The organism is Cellvibrio sp. ATLC23 (assembly GCF_057196725.1).
Genome location: NZ_JBXUOS010000007.1, coordinates 39,045 through 56,822 on the forward strand (window position 1 = coordinate 39,045; position 17,778 = coordinate 56,822).

Annotated in this window: 17 protein-coding genes; 7 read left to right on the forward strand and 10 right to left on the reverse strand. The window is 47.5% G+C overall.

Annotation, left to right across the window (positions count from 1 at the left end; genetic code table 11):
* Window positions 1-79: 79 nt before the first annotated feature.
* Complete coding sequence (gene murJ / locus AC2CG4_RS12420; protein ID WP_484486557.1) at window positions 80-1,723, reverse strand: murein biosynthesis integral membrane protein MurJ; 1,644 nt, start codon at window positions 1,721-1,723, stop codon at window positions 80-82.
* A gap of 88 nt (window positions 1,724-1,811) precedes the next feature.
* Complete coding sequence (locus tag AC2CG4_RS12425; protein ID WP_484486558.1) at window positions 1,812-3,185, reverse strand: hypothetical protein; 1,374 nt, start codon at window positions 3,183-3,185, stop codon at window positions 1,812-1,814.
* Window positions 3,186-3,422: 237 nt separating this feature from the next.
* Here AC2CG4_RS12425 and AC2CG4_RS12430 point away from each other — a divergent pair, with 237 nt between their 5' ends.
* From AC2CG4_RS12430 to AC2CG4_RS12440, 3 genes are all read left to right on the forward strand, one after another.
* On the forward strand, window positions 3,423-3,725 hold the full coding sequence (locus tag AC2CG4_RS12430) for a YebG family protein (RefSeq protein ID WP_484486559.1): 303 nt from the start codon (window positions 3,423-3,425) through the stop codon (window positions 3,723-3,725).
* A gap of 392 nt (window positions 3,726-4,117) precedes the next feature.
* Window positions 4,118-4,996 carry a diguanylate cyclase gene (locus AC2CG4_RS12435; RefSeq protein ID WP_484486560.1) on the forward strand — a complete coding sequence of 293 codons (879 nt, stop codon included), beginning with the start codon at window positions 4,118-4,120 and terminating at the stop codon, window positions 4,994-4,996.
* Window positions 4,997-5,118: 122 nt separating this feature from the next.
* Entirely contained in the window at window positions 5,119-6,375 is a 1,257-nt protein-coding gene (locus AC2CG4_RS12440; RefSeq protein ID WP_484486561.1) for a glycerophosphodiester phosphodiesterase family protein, read from the forward strand.
* 96 nt (window positions 6,376-6,471) lie between these two features.
* On the opposite strand, the gene AC2CG4_RS12445 is transcribed toward AC2CG4_RS12440, so the two are convergent.
* The 3 genes from AC2CG4_RS12445 to AC2CG4_RS12455 are packed head-to-tail and all read right to left on the reverse strand — an operon-like array spanning window position 6,472 to window position 9,105.
* Complete coding sequence (locus tag AC2CG4_RS12445) at window positions 6,472-7,680, reverse strand: class I SAM-dependent methyltransferase (protein WP_484486562.1); 1,209 nt, start codon at window positions 7,678-7,680, stop codon at window positions 6,472-6,474.
* Window positions 7,681-7,695: 15 nt separating this feature from the next.
* Complete coding sequence (locus AC2CG4_RS12450) at window positions 7,696-8,670, reverse strand: TIGR01777 family oxidoreductase (RefSeq protein ID WP_484486563.1); 975 nt, start codon at window positions 8,668-8,670, stop codon at window positions 7,696-7,698.
* Window positions 8,671-8,682: 12 nt separating this feature from the next.
* Window positions 8,683-9,105 (reverse strand): thiol-disulfide oxidoreductase DCC family protein, encoded by a 423-nt coding sequence (locus AC2CG4_RS12455; protein WP_484486564.1) that lies wholly within the window; start codon window positions 9,103-9,105, stop codon window positions 8,683-8,685.
* 99 nt (window positions 9,106-9,204) lie between these two features.
* Between AC2CG4_RS12455 and AC2CG4_RS12460 the strand changes: the two genes are divergently transcribed.
* Window positions 9,205-9,378 (forward strand): YqaE/Pmp3 family membrane protein, encoded by a 174-nt coding sequence (locus AC2CG4_RS12460; RefSeq protein WP_484486565.1) that lies wholly within the window; start codon window positions 9,205-9,207, stop codon window positions 9,376-9,378.
* 199 nt (window positions 9,379-9,577) lie between these two features.
* Here the strand turns inward: AC2CG4_RS12460 and AC2CG4_RS12465 are convergent, their stop codons facing one another.
* From AC2CG4_RS12465 to AC2CG4_RS12475, 3 genes are all read right to left on the reverse strand, one after another.
* Entirely contained in the window at window positions 9,578-9,745 is a 168-nt protein-coding gene (locus tag AC2CG4_RS12465; protein ID WP_484486566.1) for a CsbD family protein, read from the reverse strand.
* Between the two features lie 199 nt (window positions 9,746-9,944).
* The gene (locus AC2CG4_RS12470) at window positions 9,945-11,432 is read right to left on the reverse strand and encodes a hybrid sensor histidine kinase/response regulator (RefSeq protein ID WP_484486567.1); all 1,488 of its coding nucleotides are present in this window, start codon (window positions 11,430-11,432) and stop codon (window positions 9,945-9,947) included.
* 51 nt (window positions 11,433-11,483) lie between these two features.
* Window positions 11,484-12,983 carry an ATPase domain-containing protein gene (locus tag AC2CG4_RS12475; RefSeq protein WP_484486568.1) on the reverse strand — a complete coding sequence of 500 codons (1,500 nt, stop codon included), beginning with the start codon at window positions 12,981-12,983 and terminating at the stop codon, window positions 11,484-11,486.
* 346 nt (window positions 12,984-13,329) lie between these two features.
* Between AC2CG4_RS12475 and AC2CG4_RS12480 the strand changes: the two genes are divergently transcribed.
* Genes AC2CG4_RS12480 through AC2CG4_RS12490 form a run of 3 tightly spaced genes read left to right on the forward strand, consistent with a single transcriptional unit; the run spans window position 13,330 to window position 16,328 of the window.
* The gene (locus AC2CG4_RS12480) at window positions 13,330-13,896 is read left to right on the forward strand and encodes a GbsR/MarR family transcriptional regulator (RefSeq protein ID WP_484486569.1); all 567 of its coding nucleotides are present in this window, start codon (window positions 13,330-13,332) and stop codon (window positions 13,894-13,896) included.
* Between the two features lie 19 nt (window positions 13,897-13,915).
* Window positions 13,916-15,298, forward strand: coding sequence for a cytochrome ubiquinol oxidase subunit I (locus AC2CG4_RS12485; RefSeq protein WP_484486570.1), 1,383 nt, complete (start codon window positions 13,916-13,918; stop codon window positions 15,296-15,298).
* A 10-nt stretch (window positions 15,299-15,308) separates the two neighbouring features.
* Window positions 15,309-16,328, forward strand: coding sequence for a cytochrome d ubiquinol oxidase subunit II (locus AC2CG4_RS12490; protein WP_484486571.1), 1,020 nt, complete (start codon window positions 15,309-15,311; stop codon window positions 16,326-16,328).
* An 86-nt stretch (window positions 16,329-16,414) separates the two neighbouring features.
* On the opposite strand, the gene AC2CG4_RS12495 is transcribed toward AC2CG4_RS12490, so the two are convergent.
* Together AC2CG4_RS12495 and AC2CG4_RS12500 are read right to left on the reverse strand one after the other, a co-directional pair.
* A complete protein-coding gene (locus tag AC2CG4_RS12495) occupies window positions 16,415-17,167 on the reverse strand; it encodes a hypothetical protein (protein WP_484486572.1) in 753 nt (250 codons plus the stop codon).
* A gap of 110 nt (window positions 17,168-17,277) precedes the next feature.
* Entirely contained in the window at window positions 17,278-17,736 is a 459-nt protein-coding gene (locus tag AC2CG4_RS12500; protein WP_484486573.1) for a DUF2721 domain-containing protein, read from the reverse strand.
* Window positions 17,737-17,778: the final 42 nt, after the last annotated feature.

Sequence of the window (17,778 nt, forward strand, 5' to 3'; positions counted from 1 at the left end):
CCGGAAAAATGAAGGCCGGAAGTATACAGGAGCGGCGGCGTTTGAGCCTACCCCGCCCCTGTGAATGACGCGATTTTGATCAGCTCCGCGCTTTGAAATCCTGCAGGCGCACACCCACGGCAAACAGGGAGATAAGATAAACCCCAAAACCCACCGCACAGACAACCGCAAGGCGCAGGATTCGCTCCATCACACCCCAGTCCGACCAGAGATTCCAGAACAAAAGAAAGCAGAGCAATACCATCACCATCGCCAGATTGGCGGCGCCGTAGCGCAGCCACAGCATCGGCCAATTACCGGCAGGATGATAAACCCCGGCTTTGCGCAGGCCGCGATAGAGCAAATAGGCATTTACATAGGCCGCCATCGCCGTGGTAAATGCCAAGCCGACATGGCCCAAGCCCCAGAGCATGACCAGCGGAATCACCACCAGCGGCTTCATCAGAATATTAGCGATGATGGCGATAACACCGATGCGCACCGGCGATTTCATATCCTGCCGCGCGAAATAACCCGGCACCAACACTTTGATCAGCATAAAAGCGAACAACCCGAGCGCGTAGGCTTTCAGACTATAGGACGACATCAAGATGTCTTCCGCCTTCATCTCCCCGTGATAAAACAGGGTGTAGAGAATTGGCTCAGCCAGAATGATCAACGCGAGCGTGGCAGGCAGGGCGATAAGCACTACAAAGCGGATCGCCCAATCGAGCATCTGGCTAAACTTTTCGCCCGATTGTGCAGCACTCAAGCGTGACAGCCCCGGCATAATTACCGTCGCAATCGCTACACCAAATACCCCCAACGGCAGCTCCACCAAACGGTCGGAGTAAAACAGCCAGCTCACCGCCCCATCGCCCAACATGGTGGCGATAATTGAATCCAACAACAAATTGAGCTGGCTCACCGACACACCAAACAAGGCGGGTGCCATCAGTACCAGAATCCGTTTAACGCCTGGGTGCGACCAATCCAGCTTGGGCGATGGCAGCAAATGAATCTGGCGCAAGAACGGCAATTGAAACAGCAGCGAGAAGATGCCCGCTACCACAATACTCCACGCCAAGGCGTAAGCGGGATTAGGAAAAAAGTCGGCGACTAGCAGCGCGGCCGCGATCATAAACACATTGAGAAAAACCGGAGTTACCGCCGGAATGGCAAAGCGGTCGTAACTATTTAAGATCGCACCGGCAAATCCGGTCAGCGAAATCAGCATCAAATAGGGAAAGGTGATGCGCACCAGATCAGTTAAAAGCGAAAACTTCTCTGGCTCATCGGCATAACCATAAGCAAATACATAAGCCAAACCGACCGCACCCACCACGCCGATTAGCGTCACCAGCAGCAGAATCGAACCGAGGCAGCCAGCTACTTTATCCACCAACTCTTTGACGGCGGCCTGCGTACCTTTCTCACGATACTCCGACAACACCGGAATAAACGCCTGCGAAAACGCGCCCTCGGCAAACAGGCGGCGGAAAAAATTGGGAATTTTCTGCGCTATCGCAAACGCATCCATCGCGCCGCCCGAGCCCATCACGGTTGCCAGCACTATATCGCGCACCAGCCCCAGCACCCGCGAGGTCATCGTCATCGAGCCCGTCAGCAGGCTTGAGCGCAGCAGGCCTCTCGGCTTGGTCGGTTTTTCGGGGGATGCAACGGGAGGTAACTCGGAGTCAGACACGGCAAATCCTGCGCGGGTAAAAGATGCGGCATTATCCATGGCAGATAGCACCGCACACAACCGGGAATCACGGGGTATCGTAAAAAGCGCCCAAAAGACCAGTCCCCCGGTTTTACTGTGCCTTGTACTAAAGATCAGTATCTGCAGTGACCACTACGCCTTGACGCAGGGAGTTGTCCGCGTCACCAATGTATCCACCCAAAAAAGCGCGCTGCTGTTGGTTGACAGCTAATGCTCTCACCGATATTAATCCCGCCGGCGAATGCCAGCGTTTGCGCATCACTTCGCCCCAGTGCGGATTCACCTTAATCAGCAGAGCCTCCTGATCGAGGGCATCCCTATCCGTTTTTTCTTTAGTCAGCTCACCGGCAAGGTACAAATTACCATCTACATCCAGTGCCATTGCCGAGAGCTGGTCGTCAAATTCGGTACCATAGAATTCGGTTCTAAGTCTTTCACCGGTTTGGGCATCCAACTCAAACACCACAAAGTCGCGTTTTATCAGCGCGAAAGGCAGGTTCGCTGCCATGGCAGTGCCGCCCACCAGAATATTGCCATCCGCTTTAATAACGACCGCAACCAACTGATCCAATCCTTGAAAATTTAATGGCTGTCGCCAAAGGACCGATGCATCACTGTCATAACTCGCCACAAAAGAGCCCCGTAATGCGGTGTTATAAAGATTACCGACCACCACAATCTGATCGCTATTGCCTGGTGCTACCGCTAGATCAAGCACATCATCGTCTGCGCTAGTCGCATAGTTAATTTCCCAAAACCGCGCATAACTATCACCAGAAGGTTTCAATAACATCAAAAACGGATCGCGCCACGCTTCCACATAATTGCTCGGCACATAAATATCGTCATAACCCACGATGGCGAGATCATCATAGCGGGTAAAACTCATCGCCACCGGATGCTGCGGTGTCGCACTGCCCAATTGCAGCAGCCGGGCAGGATTAGTGTTGTTTTCCAGCGCACCAAACACCACATCAAACTGTCCAAAATTGACTTGCCCGGCGACAGTGCCGTTAGTGCGCCCGGCAAAATAAAGTCGCTCATCCTCTGAGTTATAAGCCAAGGCCTCAATCACATCACTGGCAGACGTATCGAGCTGATAAAACGAATTATTTGCCCCCATCACCGTGTCGGCATTTAACTTATAAGCCACACCCACCGAATTGCCCGCAGGCTCAATATTGGTTTGCCCCACCACGCCCTTGATATAACCGGCGACATACAACTGGTTATCGGGCGCCACCAATAAATCCGTCACCTCACTGGCCCCAGGGGCATCAATCAAATACTGCTCGCTCCAGGCGATTGAAGACATGGCACTACTCGATGAAACCGCACTGCTAGACGAAACAGCACTGCTAAATGACGCCGGACCACTACTCAATGATGAGCCAAGGCTACTCGATGAGCTGCCACCAGAACCCGATCCACCACCGCATGCAAACAAACCAAACGCCACCACAACCGCTACTATTCTCACAACTGACTCCTTATATTCACATCGCACCTCTATGCTTGATGCATAAATAATGTGCCGACAGTATTGGTAGGGAGCGAAACAAAAAGTAGGCGAAATTTGCACCCGAATGTAAACGTCTGTAATTCACTAATAGAAGCTGGACCCGGTTTCACCGCACAACCACATTAGACTTGACAGAAACGGCACTCGCCTATACTGTACATAAAAACAGTAACAACACTTTCGAGGATTTACACAATGGCAGTAATCGCCGTTTGGCTATGTGATCGGGATGGCAGCATGTTTGAAGATAAAAAAGTCGCAGAAGAGCACGATAAGTATCTGGAGCTGGCCGCGAACATCACTCAATTAATTGAAGACAATATTCCCGGTATCGACGAACAACACAGCGAGGCGATTGGTATTTTGCTGGCGCAGCGCCGCGAATTACTTGCCAAAGCCTGCAAAGGCAAACCCGATGAATTATTGCAGCCTTTCACTTATGAAAAACCTGCAACCCTGAACAGCAAAACTGCCACAGCCACGGAGAAGGACGACTAGGTAGCGGGAGTTTCTGTAAAGCCGGTGCGCCCACATCACACCGGTGCCGTTAATGGCTGCCCACACAGCCATTAACAATTGCAAACAACTGAATCACCACTCAGTGGTTTGCACGTGTGTTTAGGTGTGCAGTCCGAATACTTGAATAACTACTCCCCAGCAGTTGCTTAATTGTTCAGTTGCACACCTGCTTCCAATCACTTATCCCTGCCCAGCTGTCAGCCACCGCTGAAGTAGGCGATAAGCTGCTTTCACCACCGCACCTACTCCTTAGGGAACCTCAACGGGTGCGGTGGTTTTTTATTTATGCCCATGCAAACAGCCAACAAGCGGCGTGCAATTACACATGATTAAGCTAAAGTTAGTGGAACGCATACCAGAAGGGGCCACTAATGCTACAGACCCGTAAACCACTCAACGCCCAACGCGCAGCCTTGGTATTAATGCTTTTCTTAGCATGCCTTTCATTAGAAACCACAGCAAAAAACCTGCGCGTAGTACAGGGTGATAACAGCATAGAAACCTATGCCCGAGGGTTATTAACACTTGCGCTCAGCAAGCTTCCAGAAAAATATGACGTGCAGCAAACCATTCCCAGCAACAGTGAAGAGCGTATGATCAGCATGCTTATCGACAACCAACTAGAGGTTGTCTGGTATGCCACCACCAATGATCTGGAAGAGCGCCTGCTGCCCATTCGAATCCCCATCTATCGAGGCCTATTGGGCTACCGGGTATTGATGATTAAAAAAGGCACCCAGCACAAATTTGACGGCATCAAAACCAAAGAGGATTTAAGACGGGTATCGCTCGGACAAGGGCGCTTTTGGGCGGACACCAATGTCCTGACCGCCAACAATCTGAACGTAGTAAAGGTACTGAAATACGAAGGGCTGTTTTATATGCTAGATGGCGACCGCTTTGACGCCTTCCCTCGCGGCGTTCATGAACCTTGGTCTGAAATACAGCGCTACCCCAAACTCGCACTCGATGTAGAACAAAATTTACTGGTGTCCTACACAAACCCATTTTATTTTTTTGTAAACAAATCCAACCACAAATTAGCCCAAGATATTGAGCGAGGCCTGCGCATAGCGATTGAAGATGGCAGTTATGACAAGTACTTTTTTAACGACCCAACGGTCAAAGATGTGATCAATAAAGCGAATCTGAAAAACCGGCGCATTATCCACTTGGATAATCCATCACTGCCTAAAAACACACCACTGGATGATAAATCGCTGTGGTTCGATCCCTACTCAATTGAATAACCCGACGTAGCGCACAAAACAAAAAACCATCGTAAATCTGTCATGCAATCAGCAAAATAGTTTCACATTGGCGCGCTAGGGTTGGCTGGACACCCACCAACCCAACCACTACGGAGGCTTTTATGTTGCGCCGATCCTACCTACTCTACGGCTTTACGCTATTCACTTTATTTTTATCCGTTACCGCCTGTGCTCACGGAGACCGAGATGATCAGCGCTATAAAAAAGACGATAAAAATACCAGCATTCAACTAGGACCTCGTCCGTTTTATCTCATCAACGATATGGACGAAAGTCCAATCAAGAAAAAACTGCAAAGCTGCATCAACAAACCGGTGAAAAAAACCAACTTCTCTATTGGGCACCGCGGTGCACCGCTGCAATTTCCCGAGCACACCAAAGAATCTTACGAAGCCGCCGCGAAAATGGGCGCAGGTATTGTGGAGTGCGATGTCACCTTCACCAAAGACAAACAATTGGTATGCCGTCACTCACAGTGTGATCTGCACACCACCACCAATATTCTCGCTACACCGCTGGCCAGCAAGTGCAGCCAAAACTTTGCTCCGTTTGATCCGGTGAGCGGCAAAGCGGCCAGCGCGAATTGCTGCACCAGCGATATCACGCTCGCCGAATTTAAAACCCTGCAAGGCAAAATGGATGCATTTAATCCCAAGGCCACCACGGTGAATGAATATCTGGCTGGCACCGCCAACTGGCGCACGGATTTATACGCAAACAAAGGCACGCTGCTAACTCACGCCGAAAGTATTCAGTTGTTTAAAAAACTCAATGTAAAAATGACACCGGAATTAAAATCTGCCAGCGTACCCATGCCCTTTGACGGCACCTACACCCAAGCAATGTATGCACAACAAATGATTAATGAATACAAAGCCGCCGGTATTAAAGCGCGCGATGTCTGGCCGCAATCATTTGATATTCAAGACATTCGCTACTGGATCAAAAACGAACCGGAATTTGGCAAACAAGCCGTGTATCTGGACGATGCCAACACCATCGCCGATTTGCCAACTGCCGCTGAATTGCAAATGTATGCAGACGAAGGCTTCAACATTGTTGCCCCACCGATTTGGGTGCTGCTGGTACTGGACAACAATAATAAAATTGTTCCCTCTGAATACGCTCGCAACGCCAAAAAAGCCGGATTAAAAATAATCACCTGGTCATTTGAACGCTCAGGCCCACTCAAAAATGGCGGCGGCTGGTACTACCAAACCATCAACCCGGCAATCAATAACGATGGCGATATGATGGATGCCTTGCATGTACTCGCTAAAGACGTAGGCGTGATCGGTATATTTTCTGACTGGCCAGCAAGCGTGAGTTATTACGCGAGCTGTATGAATTTGAAATAACAACAAATGATAAAAATAAAAAGCCCCGCTCATCGCCGATGAGCGGGGCTTTTAAATAGTGAAAAAATTAAAAAATCGCTTCCCTAAATCGTTCTACTACTCTTGCAACAAACTCTCTAAACAATGCTCCTGAATTCCATAAAACGTTTTAATCGCAGAGATTTGCTGCAATACATCGCTATTGTCGCGCGGCGTTTTGCGCTTTTGGGCGAGGATCATTTTGTTTTTGCTGGTGTGTTCGAGGGAGATAAATTCAAACACTTTAGTGTCGTAGCCGTGGGCTTCCAACAACAGCGCGCGCAAACCGTCGGTAATCATCTCGGCCTCTTGGCCTAAATGGATGCCGTGTTGTAACAGCGGCGCAAGCAGCGCCGGGCTTTGCAGTTGCGGACGAATTTGTTTGTGGCAACAGGGCGAGCACATAATAATCTCGGCACCGGTGCGAATACCCATATTGAGTGCGTAATCAGTGGCGATATCACAAGCGTGTAGCGCAATCATAATGTTGATGTTCTGCGCGGAGAAATGTTGCACATCGCCCTGCTCAAATTTAATGCCGGTGAGCGATAATTTTTGCGCCGTTTGATTGCATAAATCCACCAACCCCTGACGCAACTCCACACCGGTCACTTGCGTATTCACCCCAAGGTTTGCGCTCAAATAATCGTGTACCGCAAAGGTCAAATAGGCTTTACCTGAACCAAAATCGGCGATATGCAATTCATTGTGTTTATCCAAACCGGTTTGCTGAATCGCGATGGACAAGACCTCAATAAATTTATTGATTTGTTTCCACTTGCGCGACATGGCCGGAATAATTTGGTCATTGGCATCGGTAATGCCCAGCTCGCGCAAATAGGGGCGATCCTGCTCTACATAACGCAGCTTGGTGCGATTATGCGCCTGTTCAACTTGAGATGATTTTTTATCGCCCGCAGCCGGTGAGTTTTTATTGCGATTTTTATTCACCAGCACCTTGCCTTTTTTGCTAAAGCTCAGCTGGATTTCCCAGTCGTCGCTAATCATATGGGCATTGTGAAAATCACTGCCCAGCAATTGTTGCAACAGCTCCAGCGCATCGTCGAGCGCGAAATTTTTGGTCACATGATTAGTGCGATATTCGTATAAAAACGATAAGAATTTTTGCTCTTTAATCTGCACCGGGCGAATGGAAATGCGATTTAATTCCGCTTCGCTGCCCTTGTATTTGGATAACACTAAGCGCTGCAGTGCATCGGCATTAAATGCCTGTTGGCATTCAGTATAAAAATTTTCTAGATCACTATTGGGCAGATCACTCGTCATAAACACACTCTTAATTCACTCACATAGATCGGTCAACGCCGATTTTGCCGTCGGAAACTCAAATTGAAATCCGGCACTGAGCAAATTATGCGGGATAACCCGCTGCCCTTCCAATAATAAATCGGCCTGCTCACCTAATAGCCCGCCCATCACAAACGCAGGAGTGGGTATCACACAGGGGCGATGTAACGCCGATGCTGCTTGCCGACTAAATTCAAACTGCCTGATCGCCTCGGGCGCGGTGAAATTATAAATACCACCGCGCGTTTGCGGCACCACCGCCGCAGCTAAATGCATGCGACATAAATGCGCAATGCCACGCAACAAATCATGTACATGAATCCACGACAGCCACTGCTGGCCGCTGCCCAATTTTCCACCGACACCTAATTTGATCGGCAAGAGCATCATCGGCAGTGCGCCTTGCTGCCCAAACACCACACCAAAACGCAGAATATCAACCGTCACACCATAATCCCGTGCGCGCACAGCTTCGGCTTCCCATTCTTGGCAGAGTTGCGACATAAAAATCGCTTGCGGTGCGCTGGTTTCGCGCAGTTCTGTATCATCACCCTGCGACTGAATACCGTAATAACCAATCGCAGAGGCAGATAAGAGCAACTGCGGCTTGTGCTCTGCCTGCGCAATCCAATCCACCACCGATTGCGTTAAGGCGATACGACTTTCACGCAATATTTTTTTTCGCGCCGCGCTCCAGCGCCAACCTAAAATGCGCGCACCAGCTAAATTCACCACTACATTTAGCAGAAAATCGGCGGGCAATTCTTGCATCGCAGCGATGCTTTTTACTTTGCCATCAAACAATTTATTCGCCACGGAGGGGCGACGAGTTAATACCACCACTTGATGACCATCGGCGAGCAGTGCACGCACCAACAACTGGCCGATAAAACCGGTAGCTCCAGTTACTAATACACACTGACTGGAATCACTAAAATGCAGTGCTGATGATTGAGCTTTGCTGGTCATAAGTATCTCCCGCTATTCCAAAAATCGTTTTTGATAGCCTTCTGGCGGCAGCGCGCAATGATCGTAGCGGCCAAATAAACGATAGCGATTACGCGCAATAACATTGTAGCTGCCGTCGCGCAGGCGCTTGGGCAACCAACGCAATAGCGCCAATACCGACCAAGGAAAAGGCATTGCGCGCATAATGGCAATAATTGCATCGCTTCGCGTCAGGCAGGTACCATTGTGAATCAGTAACAGCGTGTCGAATTGATCCAAAGGAAAATTATAATGCGCTAACAACGCCTGCCCCTGCGGCGATTGTACCGCGCAAAACGTGAAGCGTTGGTGCCGATCAAACCGCAAGATAAAACGACTCCAGTGATTACATAACTTGCACACCGCATCAAATAAAATAATGCGATCTTGTGGATCAACTACAGGTAATTTCGCCATGTTTACCTCACTTGACCACTAAGGGGCGCCACCGCACAGACTTGAGAGCGGTAGAATCCTAGGTTACAGACTTCGATCAAAAAAACGGAGGGAAATATTATGCCACTTACCGCAACTGACCCAATTAAAGTTATTTTTGCGATTCTATTGCCGCCACTGGGTGTGTTTATGGAGGTAGGGTTAAAAAAACATTTTTGGCTCAATATATTGCTGACGCTATTGGGATTCATTCCGGGAATAATTCATGCGCTATACGTCATACTCAAGCATTGAGCTGCCCGCCATCGGTTTAATTAATGGTAAAAAATATCCAGCTGGGTTTTTTACCAGCTGGATGCTGACGAGAAAAAAATGCAGGAAGAAATAGTAGATAAGCAAATCAATTAATCGATTATTGAAAACTTTATCGCAGCGATATCAACTAGCGCAATCCATTGCGCAATAACACAGCGAATCCCTGATAAACAAAAATTTATTTATGGCTATCTTTCAAATTGCCATATTCCTTTTGAACTTTTCCTTCTACTTGTTTGGCCGCACCTTTAAGCTGTTGCTTTTCACTACCTACAGCCTCACCGGTTTTTTGTTGAACTTTACCTGCAGCTTGTTTTACTGAACCTTTCACTTGATCTTTATTCATGATGTTTTCCTTTTGCGTGAGAAAGTTAGAAGGGATATTGTTCCAGAAACTGGATACAACAAATCCCACCAAAAATATCTTGCCAAACCCGAGGGAAAACTGCCGCCCGCATTGCGTTTGAAAAGATATTCCACGCCTTACTCTAGCCCCACGTAACTTCCAATTCAGTGCGAAACCATACACATTTTTAATTAACAGCTTACAAAGTTGACAGTACTGTCAATAGCTTGCCGATATCGACCGGCTTAACCATATGATGATGAAAGCCCGCATCACTGGTTTTTTTACGATCCTCTTCCTGACCGTACCCTGTTATCGCGATAAGAACTGAATTAGCGGTTTCCGGTAAATTGCGCAAAATTTTCGCCAAACTACTACCGTCCATATCGGGTAAACCTATGTCTAATAAACAGGCAACTGGTCGCGCCACTCTAACTCGTTCAATAGCCGCTTGCGCGCTGTGCTCTACGCAGATTTGATAACCATGTAGTTCCAACACCATCGCGAGTGTTTTGGCTGCATCGACATTGTCATCCACAATCATCAGCATCTGGGATGCCGCTGTTGTTACCGCGGGTGCGGCAGCTGAGTTGGGTTGAATACTGGGCAATTCGATTATTAGGGGAAGCTTCACGACTAACTTACTTCCCCTTCCTAAACCCTCACTAAAAGCACTTACAGTGCCCCGGTGCAGCGCAACCAAACTTCTTACCAACGCCAAGCCGATACCGAGCCCACCTTGAAATCGGTCGGAGGTACGTTTTGCTTGAGAAAACATTTCAAATACATGGTTCAGAACATCGGGTTCCATTCCGATCCCGTTATCAGTTACGGTGAAAACAACATGGGCGTTGTCGACCGTGATACTAAGCAAAATCTCACCTCGCTCTGGCGTGTATTTTGCGGCGTTATTAAGTAAATTCGCGAGAATCTGCACCAACCGTTTTTGATCGCCCAATACATACGCGTCACGCGTTGGGTGCTCAATATTGAAAACATGCTGGCGCGATTCCATCAGCGGGCGCACCTGTTCCACGGCATTTATCACGATTTCATTAACATCTATCGCATTGCTTTCCAAGTGGATAAGCCCACGGGATACACGCGATACATCTAATAGATCATCGATCAGACCAGTCATATGTTTAACCTGGCGAGAGACAATATCACTGGTCTTTCGAACGACATCCTGCTCAAGCGAAGGAGCCTTGAGTATTTCTGAAGCGGCACTGATGGGGGCAAGAGGATTGCGTAACTCATGGGCGAGCATGGCCAGAAATTCGTCTTTACGACGATCAATTGCGCGCATCTCATATTGACGGCGCCGGGCGCGCAAAGCAGCAGCAGCAGCACTCACCAAAGTCACACTATTCACCGGACGCTCAAGCAGAGTCAAGTTTCCCAACCCCAGATAACGACGCTTGTTAAACACAGTGTCGAACTCTTTTTTAGTCAATACCACAATGGGTAAATCGGACCAAGTTGGTTGATTACTAATGTAGGCATCAAGCAGTTTTATTAGCGCAGGAGAGAGCGCCTCATCCGCAATAAACAACGCACCCACTCCTCCTAATAAAATTTCTGCGACCTGCGCAGGCGCCGTACAAATTATCGATTCAATTGCATGTCGCTGAAGAAGTGAATGGATAAGGCTTGCGTCTTTGCCAATAGGAGCATAAATAACCACACAATCTTCCATCGATCACCCGACACCATTGAAGTGATATAAAGTTTCCATTTATTTTCCTGACTGCCATGGTGCATCGCTTGGGAGGATATCAAACAACTGCGGTATGCCGGTTAAAACCCCTTGGAATCCTTTAAGGACGGGACCGACATGCACACCGGTAGATTTGATGCTAAAACTACGCAATGTGGTCTCATGCGAGCTACCCCGTTTCTTAAATACCGATAGGGCTTTTTCGACGTTGCCACGAACTTCAAAATAACGTAACAACAAAACGTTATCAGCCATGTAACTAATATCCATCCCCGTTGTGGTTTCACCAACAATGCCTTGTTGCACACCAACAAGAAATGTCACTACTCCACGTTGACCCAAATAAGTTAATACTTCGTGCAAGTGCGTCGCTAAAAAACCGACTTCAGGCATAGCATTGAGATATCCGTTCAAACTGTCGATAACGATCACTTTTGCACCGCCATCTGCTGCCTTACAAACCAAATGGGTGAACTCACCTGGAGACATTTCAGCCGGATCAATTTGATGTATCTGTAGCAGGCCAGAATCATAAGACGAACGCAGTTCCATGCCGATACCTTGGCATCGGTTGAGCAACGTGTTAAAGGACTCTTCAAATAAAAACATCGCCGCCTTTTCACCTTGCCGCGTAACGGACATAACAAACTGTGTTGCGAGACTGGATTTACCAGTTCCTGGTGGCCCTGAAACTAATGTACTCGAGCCCGCCTCAATACCTCCGCCAAGTAATTCATCCAACGCAGACAGACCACTGGACACTTGACCGCGCGGTGTCAATTCACGGGTCTCTGCGGCTATGATACGCGGATAGACAATTACCCCGCCGGTAACGATCGAGTAATCATGAGGGCCTCGCCGAAAGGAAATACCACGATATTTCACAATACGAATCAAGCGCCGCTCAGCCCCGTATTGTGAATCGGTATGGTGCAGCGTGATTACACCGTGCGCCACGCTGCGCACTTGTTGATCACCGCGCAAGGCGGTTCTGTCATCAAGTAGAAGTGCAGTACAAGCACGCCGTGAAAAATACTGTTTTAGCGCAAGCACGTGGCGACGATAGCGTAGGGCATTCCCCGAAAGTAGCTGTAACTCGGAAAGCGAATCCAGAACGACGCGACTCGGATTAAGCTTTTCGATCATACTGAGAATCAAATTATTGGTTTCACCCAATTCGACTTCTGCAGGATGCAAAACGGTGTACTGATCGGCCGAATTTAATAAACTCTCTTCCGGAATGACCTCCTGCACCGTTACACCCTCCATAGAAAAGCCATGGGACTCAGCTACGGCCCGCAACTCCACCTCGTTTTCGGCGAGGGTGATATAGAGTACTTTCTCCCCCAACCGGGCGCCTTCAATCAGGAACTGCAGCGCAATGGTAGTTTTCCCCGAGCCGGGATCTCCTTCTAATAGATAAAGGCGCTCCTTGGTAAGTCCACCGCCAAGGATATTGTCCAACCCGACAATACCCGTAGAAACAAACGCTGTGCTTTCTGTATTTTGTGTCTTCATATACTTCCTTTCTGGGATGTTGGGAGAAAGCAACAATGCACTCAAATCCATCATTGCTAACAACGCTCATTCCAATTCGCATGTATCCGAACCTATCAGCCCAGCGTCACGAATATGGTAACCATCTTTTTTGAATAGCTCGCTATTGTCTGTACTGAAACATACATTCATTAGCGGTTGCCAAAAAAATCCTGTGCCCCCATTAATATCAATCCGAATCTCTGACTCAATGCTCAAATTTACGCTCTCGCGTGTCTCACTCATGGAGGCAGAGTAAAAAATGCACCTGACCAAAATCAAACAATTCTGTAATTTCAGATATTACTGAAAATTCAGGAATATCAATATGTCACAAAAACTCACCCCAATGATCCAATCCTGCATCCTTCACTTTGGCGAAATGGGTAGCCGTTGGGGGATCAACCGCACAGTCGGGCAGATGTATGCCTTGTTAGTCTTAAGCAAAGAACCTTTGTGTGCCGATGACATGACCGAGGCGCTGGGCATATCCCGCTCCAATGTGAGCATGGGGTTGAAGGAATTAATGTCATGGGAATTAGTGAAACTGCAGCATCGCCAAGGTGAGCGCAAAGAGTTCTACACGGCGCCGGGTGATGTGTGGGATATAGCCAAAACCTTAATCGAACAGCGTCGCAAGCGCGAAATGGACCCAACCTTAACCACACTGCGCAACTTGTTGATTGAAACACCGGCTAATGCTGAAGAGGAATACGCGCAACAGCGCATGCGCGAAATGCACGAACTGATCGAAATGCTCACCCTCTGGACGCAAGAAATTCAACGGTTGGATTCAGCACAGCTCGGCAAATTACTCAAACTCGGCAACAGTATCGGCAAAGTATTGGATATGAAAGACCGCCTGCTCGGCGGAAAAAAAGATTCTGCGAAATAATCTTCTATCGAGGTAAATCATGCTCGACCCTAGTGTAATCGACACCCTCATTCTCTCACGCATCCAATTTGCGGCGAACATTTCGTTTCATATTTTATTTCCTACCATTTCCATCGCACTCTGCTGGTTTTTATTTTATTTCAAAATACGTTACAACCGCAGCGGCAAAGAAGTCTGGATGCGTGCCTATCGTTTTTGGGTAAAAGTATTTGCACTGACATTTGCACTGGGCGTCGTCAGCGGCATCACCATGAGCTTTCAGTTCGGCACCAATTGGCCGGGTTATATGGAAACCGTAGGCAATATCGCCGGGCCATTACTCGGCTATGAAGTGCTGACCGCATTTTTCTTAGAAGCGACATTTTTAGGCATTATGTTGTTCGGGATTAACAAGGTGTCTAATCGCATTCACACTCTGGCGACTCTCTTAGTTGCTTTTGGCACCAGCATGTCTGCGTTTTGGATTATCGCACTTAATTCCTGGATGCAAACCCCTACCGGTTTTGAGATGCGCCAAGTCGGCGACACTATGAAGGCCTTTCCGTTGGATTGGTGGGCGATTATTTTTAATCCATCCATGCCCTATCGTTTAGCGCACATGTTGATTGCATCTGGTTTAACCGCTGCATTTTTAATTGCGGGAATATCCGCCTATCGCCTGTTAAAAGGCGACCACAAACCCGCACCACGCCTTGCACTTAAAACTGGCGCTATAGCGGCAGCCATATTAATTCCTCTGCAAATATTGTTGGGGGATATGCACGGCCTGAATACTCTGCATCATCAACCTGCAAAAATTGCGGCGATGGAAGCAGTTTGGCAAACCGAAAAAAATGTCCCACTCGTATTATTTGCAATACCGGACAAAGAAACACAAAGCAATAAATATGCAATCGAAATCCCCAACATGGCGAGTATTATTTTAACGCACACCACCGATGGCGAATTAAAGGGTTTAAACGAGTTTCCAGACGCACATCCACCGGTTGCGCCGTTATTTTTTGGCTTCCGAATCATGGTAGGAATGGGCATGCTCATGCTGTTAGTGTCATGGGTAGGTTGCTGGCAAATTTATCGCCGCAATGAAATATCGCCGCTGATGCTAAAGGTATTTGTAGGCATGACCTTCTCCGGTTGGATCGCCACACTCGCAGGCTGGTATGTCACTGAAATTGGCCGCCAACCCTGGCTCGTAACCGACGTCTTAAAAACAGCCGATGCAGTAACTAGTACCCCCGCCAGCAATGTCGGCACATCGCTAGCGATCTATTTAACCCTCTACGTGGTATTGCTGATCGCCTATATTCGCACCTTATTTGTGATGGCGAGAAAATCAGTTCTAGTAGATCGCCCGGAAGAAATCGATACGCTGCAAGAAAAACTCGTCGAAGAAAATTTGTGAGGAACAGATCATGACTGATATCAGCACCTTATCCGGCGAAGCATTTTGGTTGCCTGTTATTTTTATTGGCTTGATGGGACTTGCATTCTTTATTTATGCCATTCTCGATGGCTATGATTTAGGCGTGGGAATTTTATTGCCAAAAGATTCTGAAGAACAGCGTGACACCATGATCGCCAGTATAGGTCCATTTTGGGATGCCAATGAAACCTGGCTGGTATTAGGCATCGGCATTTTATTAATCGCCTTTCCGCTCGCCCACAGCATGATTTTATTAAATTTATATCTGCCAGTTACATTAATGCTCGCAGGCTTGATTTTGCGCGGCGTTGCCTTCGATTTTCGTGCGAAAGCGCCAGAAGATCACAAAACTTTATGGGATCGTGCATTTCAAGCAGGCTCTTTACTTGCAACGCTATCACAGGGCTATATGCTCGGCCTGTTTGTCATGGGGTTTGAAGATACAGTAGCAGCACACTTATTTGCCGCACTCAGCGCAATTTGTGTCACCGCGGGTTATACCTTTATCGGTGCCGCTTGGTTGATCATGAAAACCGAAGGAGATTTACAAAAGCGCGCAGTGTGGTGGGCGCGGCGCTGTGCATGGTTGATGGCACTGGGAATTATTGCTGTGTCTGTAGTAAACCCTTTAGTCAGCGGCGCCATTTTTGATAAATGGTTTGGCTCGCCGCTAATCATGATTTTATGGGTTATCCCAGTCTTTTGCTTTGTATTGTTTTTTATTGCAGACCGCTACTTAAGACGCGCACCTTACACCAATGATTTTGGCTGCTGGATTCCATTTTCATCTGCCGCGATGATTTTCCTGTTAAGTTTTATCGGCTTAGCCTACAGTTTTTATCCTTATGTAGTTCCAAACAAATTGGATATCTGGCAAGCCGCCAGTGCACCGGAATCCTTAATGTTTATTTTGTACGGCGTGATCGTGGTGCTGCCCACTATTCTCGGCTACACCTTTTTTTCTTACAAAGTTTTTCACGGCAAGGCGACACAGCTGAAATACTATTAAATAGCCATAAAAATAACCCCCTATTCTCGCCGGAGCAGGGGGTTATTTTTAATCTATTTCACTCACAAACCAATCAATTTTAAATATTAAAAAGGAAACGCAATAGCTCGACCAAGCCCGGTTGTTGGCATAAATCCTATACAGATTATTTGAGTCGCCAGATAAATAGGAACACCCCATTTAAAAGCCGGATGCACCGCTTTAAATATCAAGCGATCCATTACCACCGGCGTTAACCATAATAGGTAGGTCGTCAATAGCGTTAAGACAGTACCATCGATAGGAATAATGCCGAGAAAAGCAATTCGCGTGATGGAAGCAGGAATCATGGTTAATGTCGCCATCAGCATGAAGCGCTTATGCAGGTGTACTTGTTTGCGGTAAAAAAATCCCAAGCTGCACAAAATAATAAAAGCGATAAACGTATGCAAAACACCCCAGATCAAACTAATTCTTGAATACAAAAAACCTGCATCCCAATTTGGATTATAGGCACTCATTGCGCCATAAAGTATTTGCGAGCCACTAATAATTAACGCAGCAAGTAAAACCAAACTGCAGTAGCCTAACTGTTTATGAACTGCAGTTTTCTTGAGCAATACCAAATTTGACTGAATGGCAAATACGACAAACCAAGCTAAATACACGACGCCATGCACTACAAAAGAAGTCGGCACACTCGCTGGAGCAGAGGAAAGTTTGAAATAATGTGGAAGCATTGTTATAAAAATAACCACTAGCAATAGCAGCGAAAAACCTCCATAAATCGGCTGCGCGGTAAACTGGCTTTTTTTGGCTTTGTTGAGGTCGGCGGTAGAAGCAGAAGGCAAAGAGTCCATATTGTTATCCTTTTGGGTTAAACGCCAACCAAAATTAGCACCACAAAAATACAGACGATATAACAACAGCGTAAAAATAATGCTGCAGGAGCAGAATTTATAAGAAAGGCTTATTTTTGCCGCGCGATAACCTGGATACGCACCGTGCGGGTTGCCAAATGCACTTCGCGTAGAAAGTATGCGAGACCCACAACCAAGCTTATGGTTGATACAGTAAACAAAAAGCTAATCACCCATTTAAATTCCACTTGCAACATTACTTGTAAAAATATGACCGCCACAACGGTACACACAAACAACGCGGAACAAGTACAGGCAGTAATGGCCAAGCTCGCATAACGGCGGCGCCGCTCAAGACGACTCAATTCCTTTTGAAATAGTTCGGGATTTTCTTCAAAATGCGGCGGCAACTCCTGCTCAGTAAGCATCCGCCCGCGATCAATAATCCGCGCGAGACGCCCAGCCATTACATTCAACAAACCGGCAATCCCGGTAAGCAAAAATACCGGCGCAAGCGCGAGCTGGATGGCGTGCGCCACATCGCCAAAATTCATTACCACATCAACCATTAAACTCACCTATTGAACTTATAAAATTTTTACAAGCTTCAG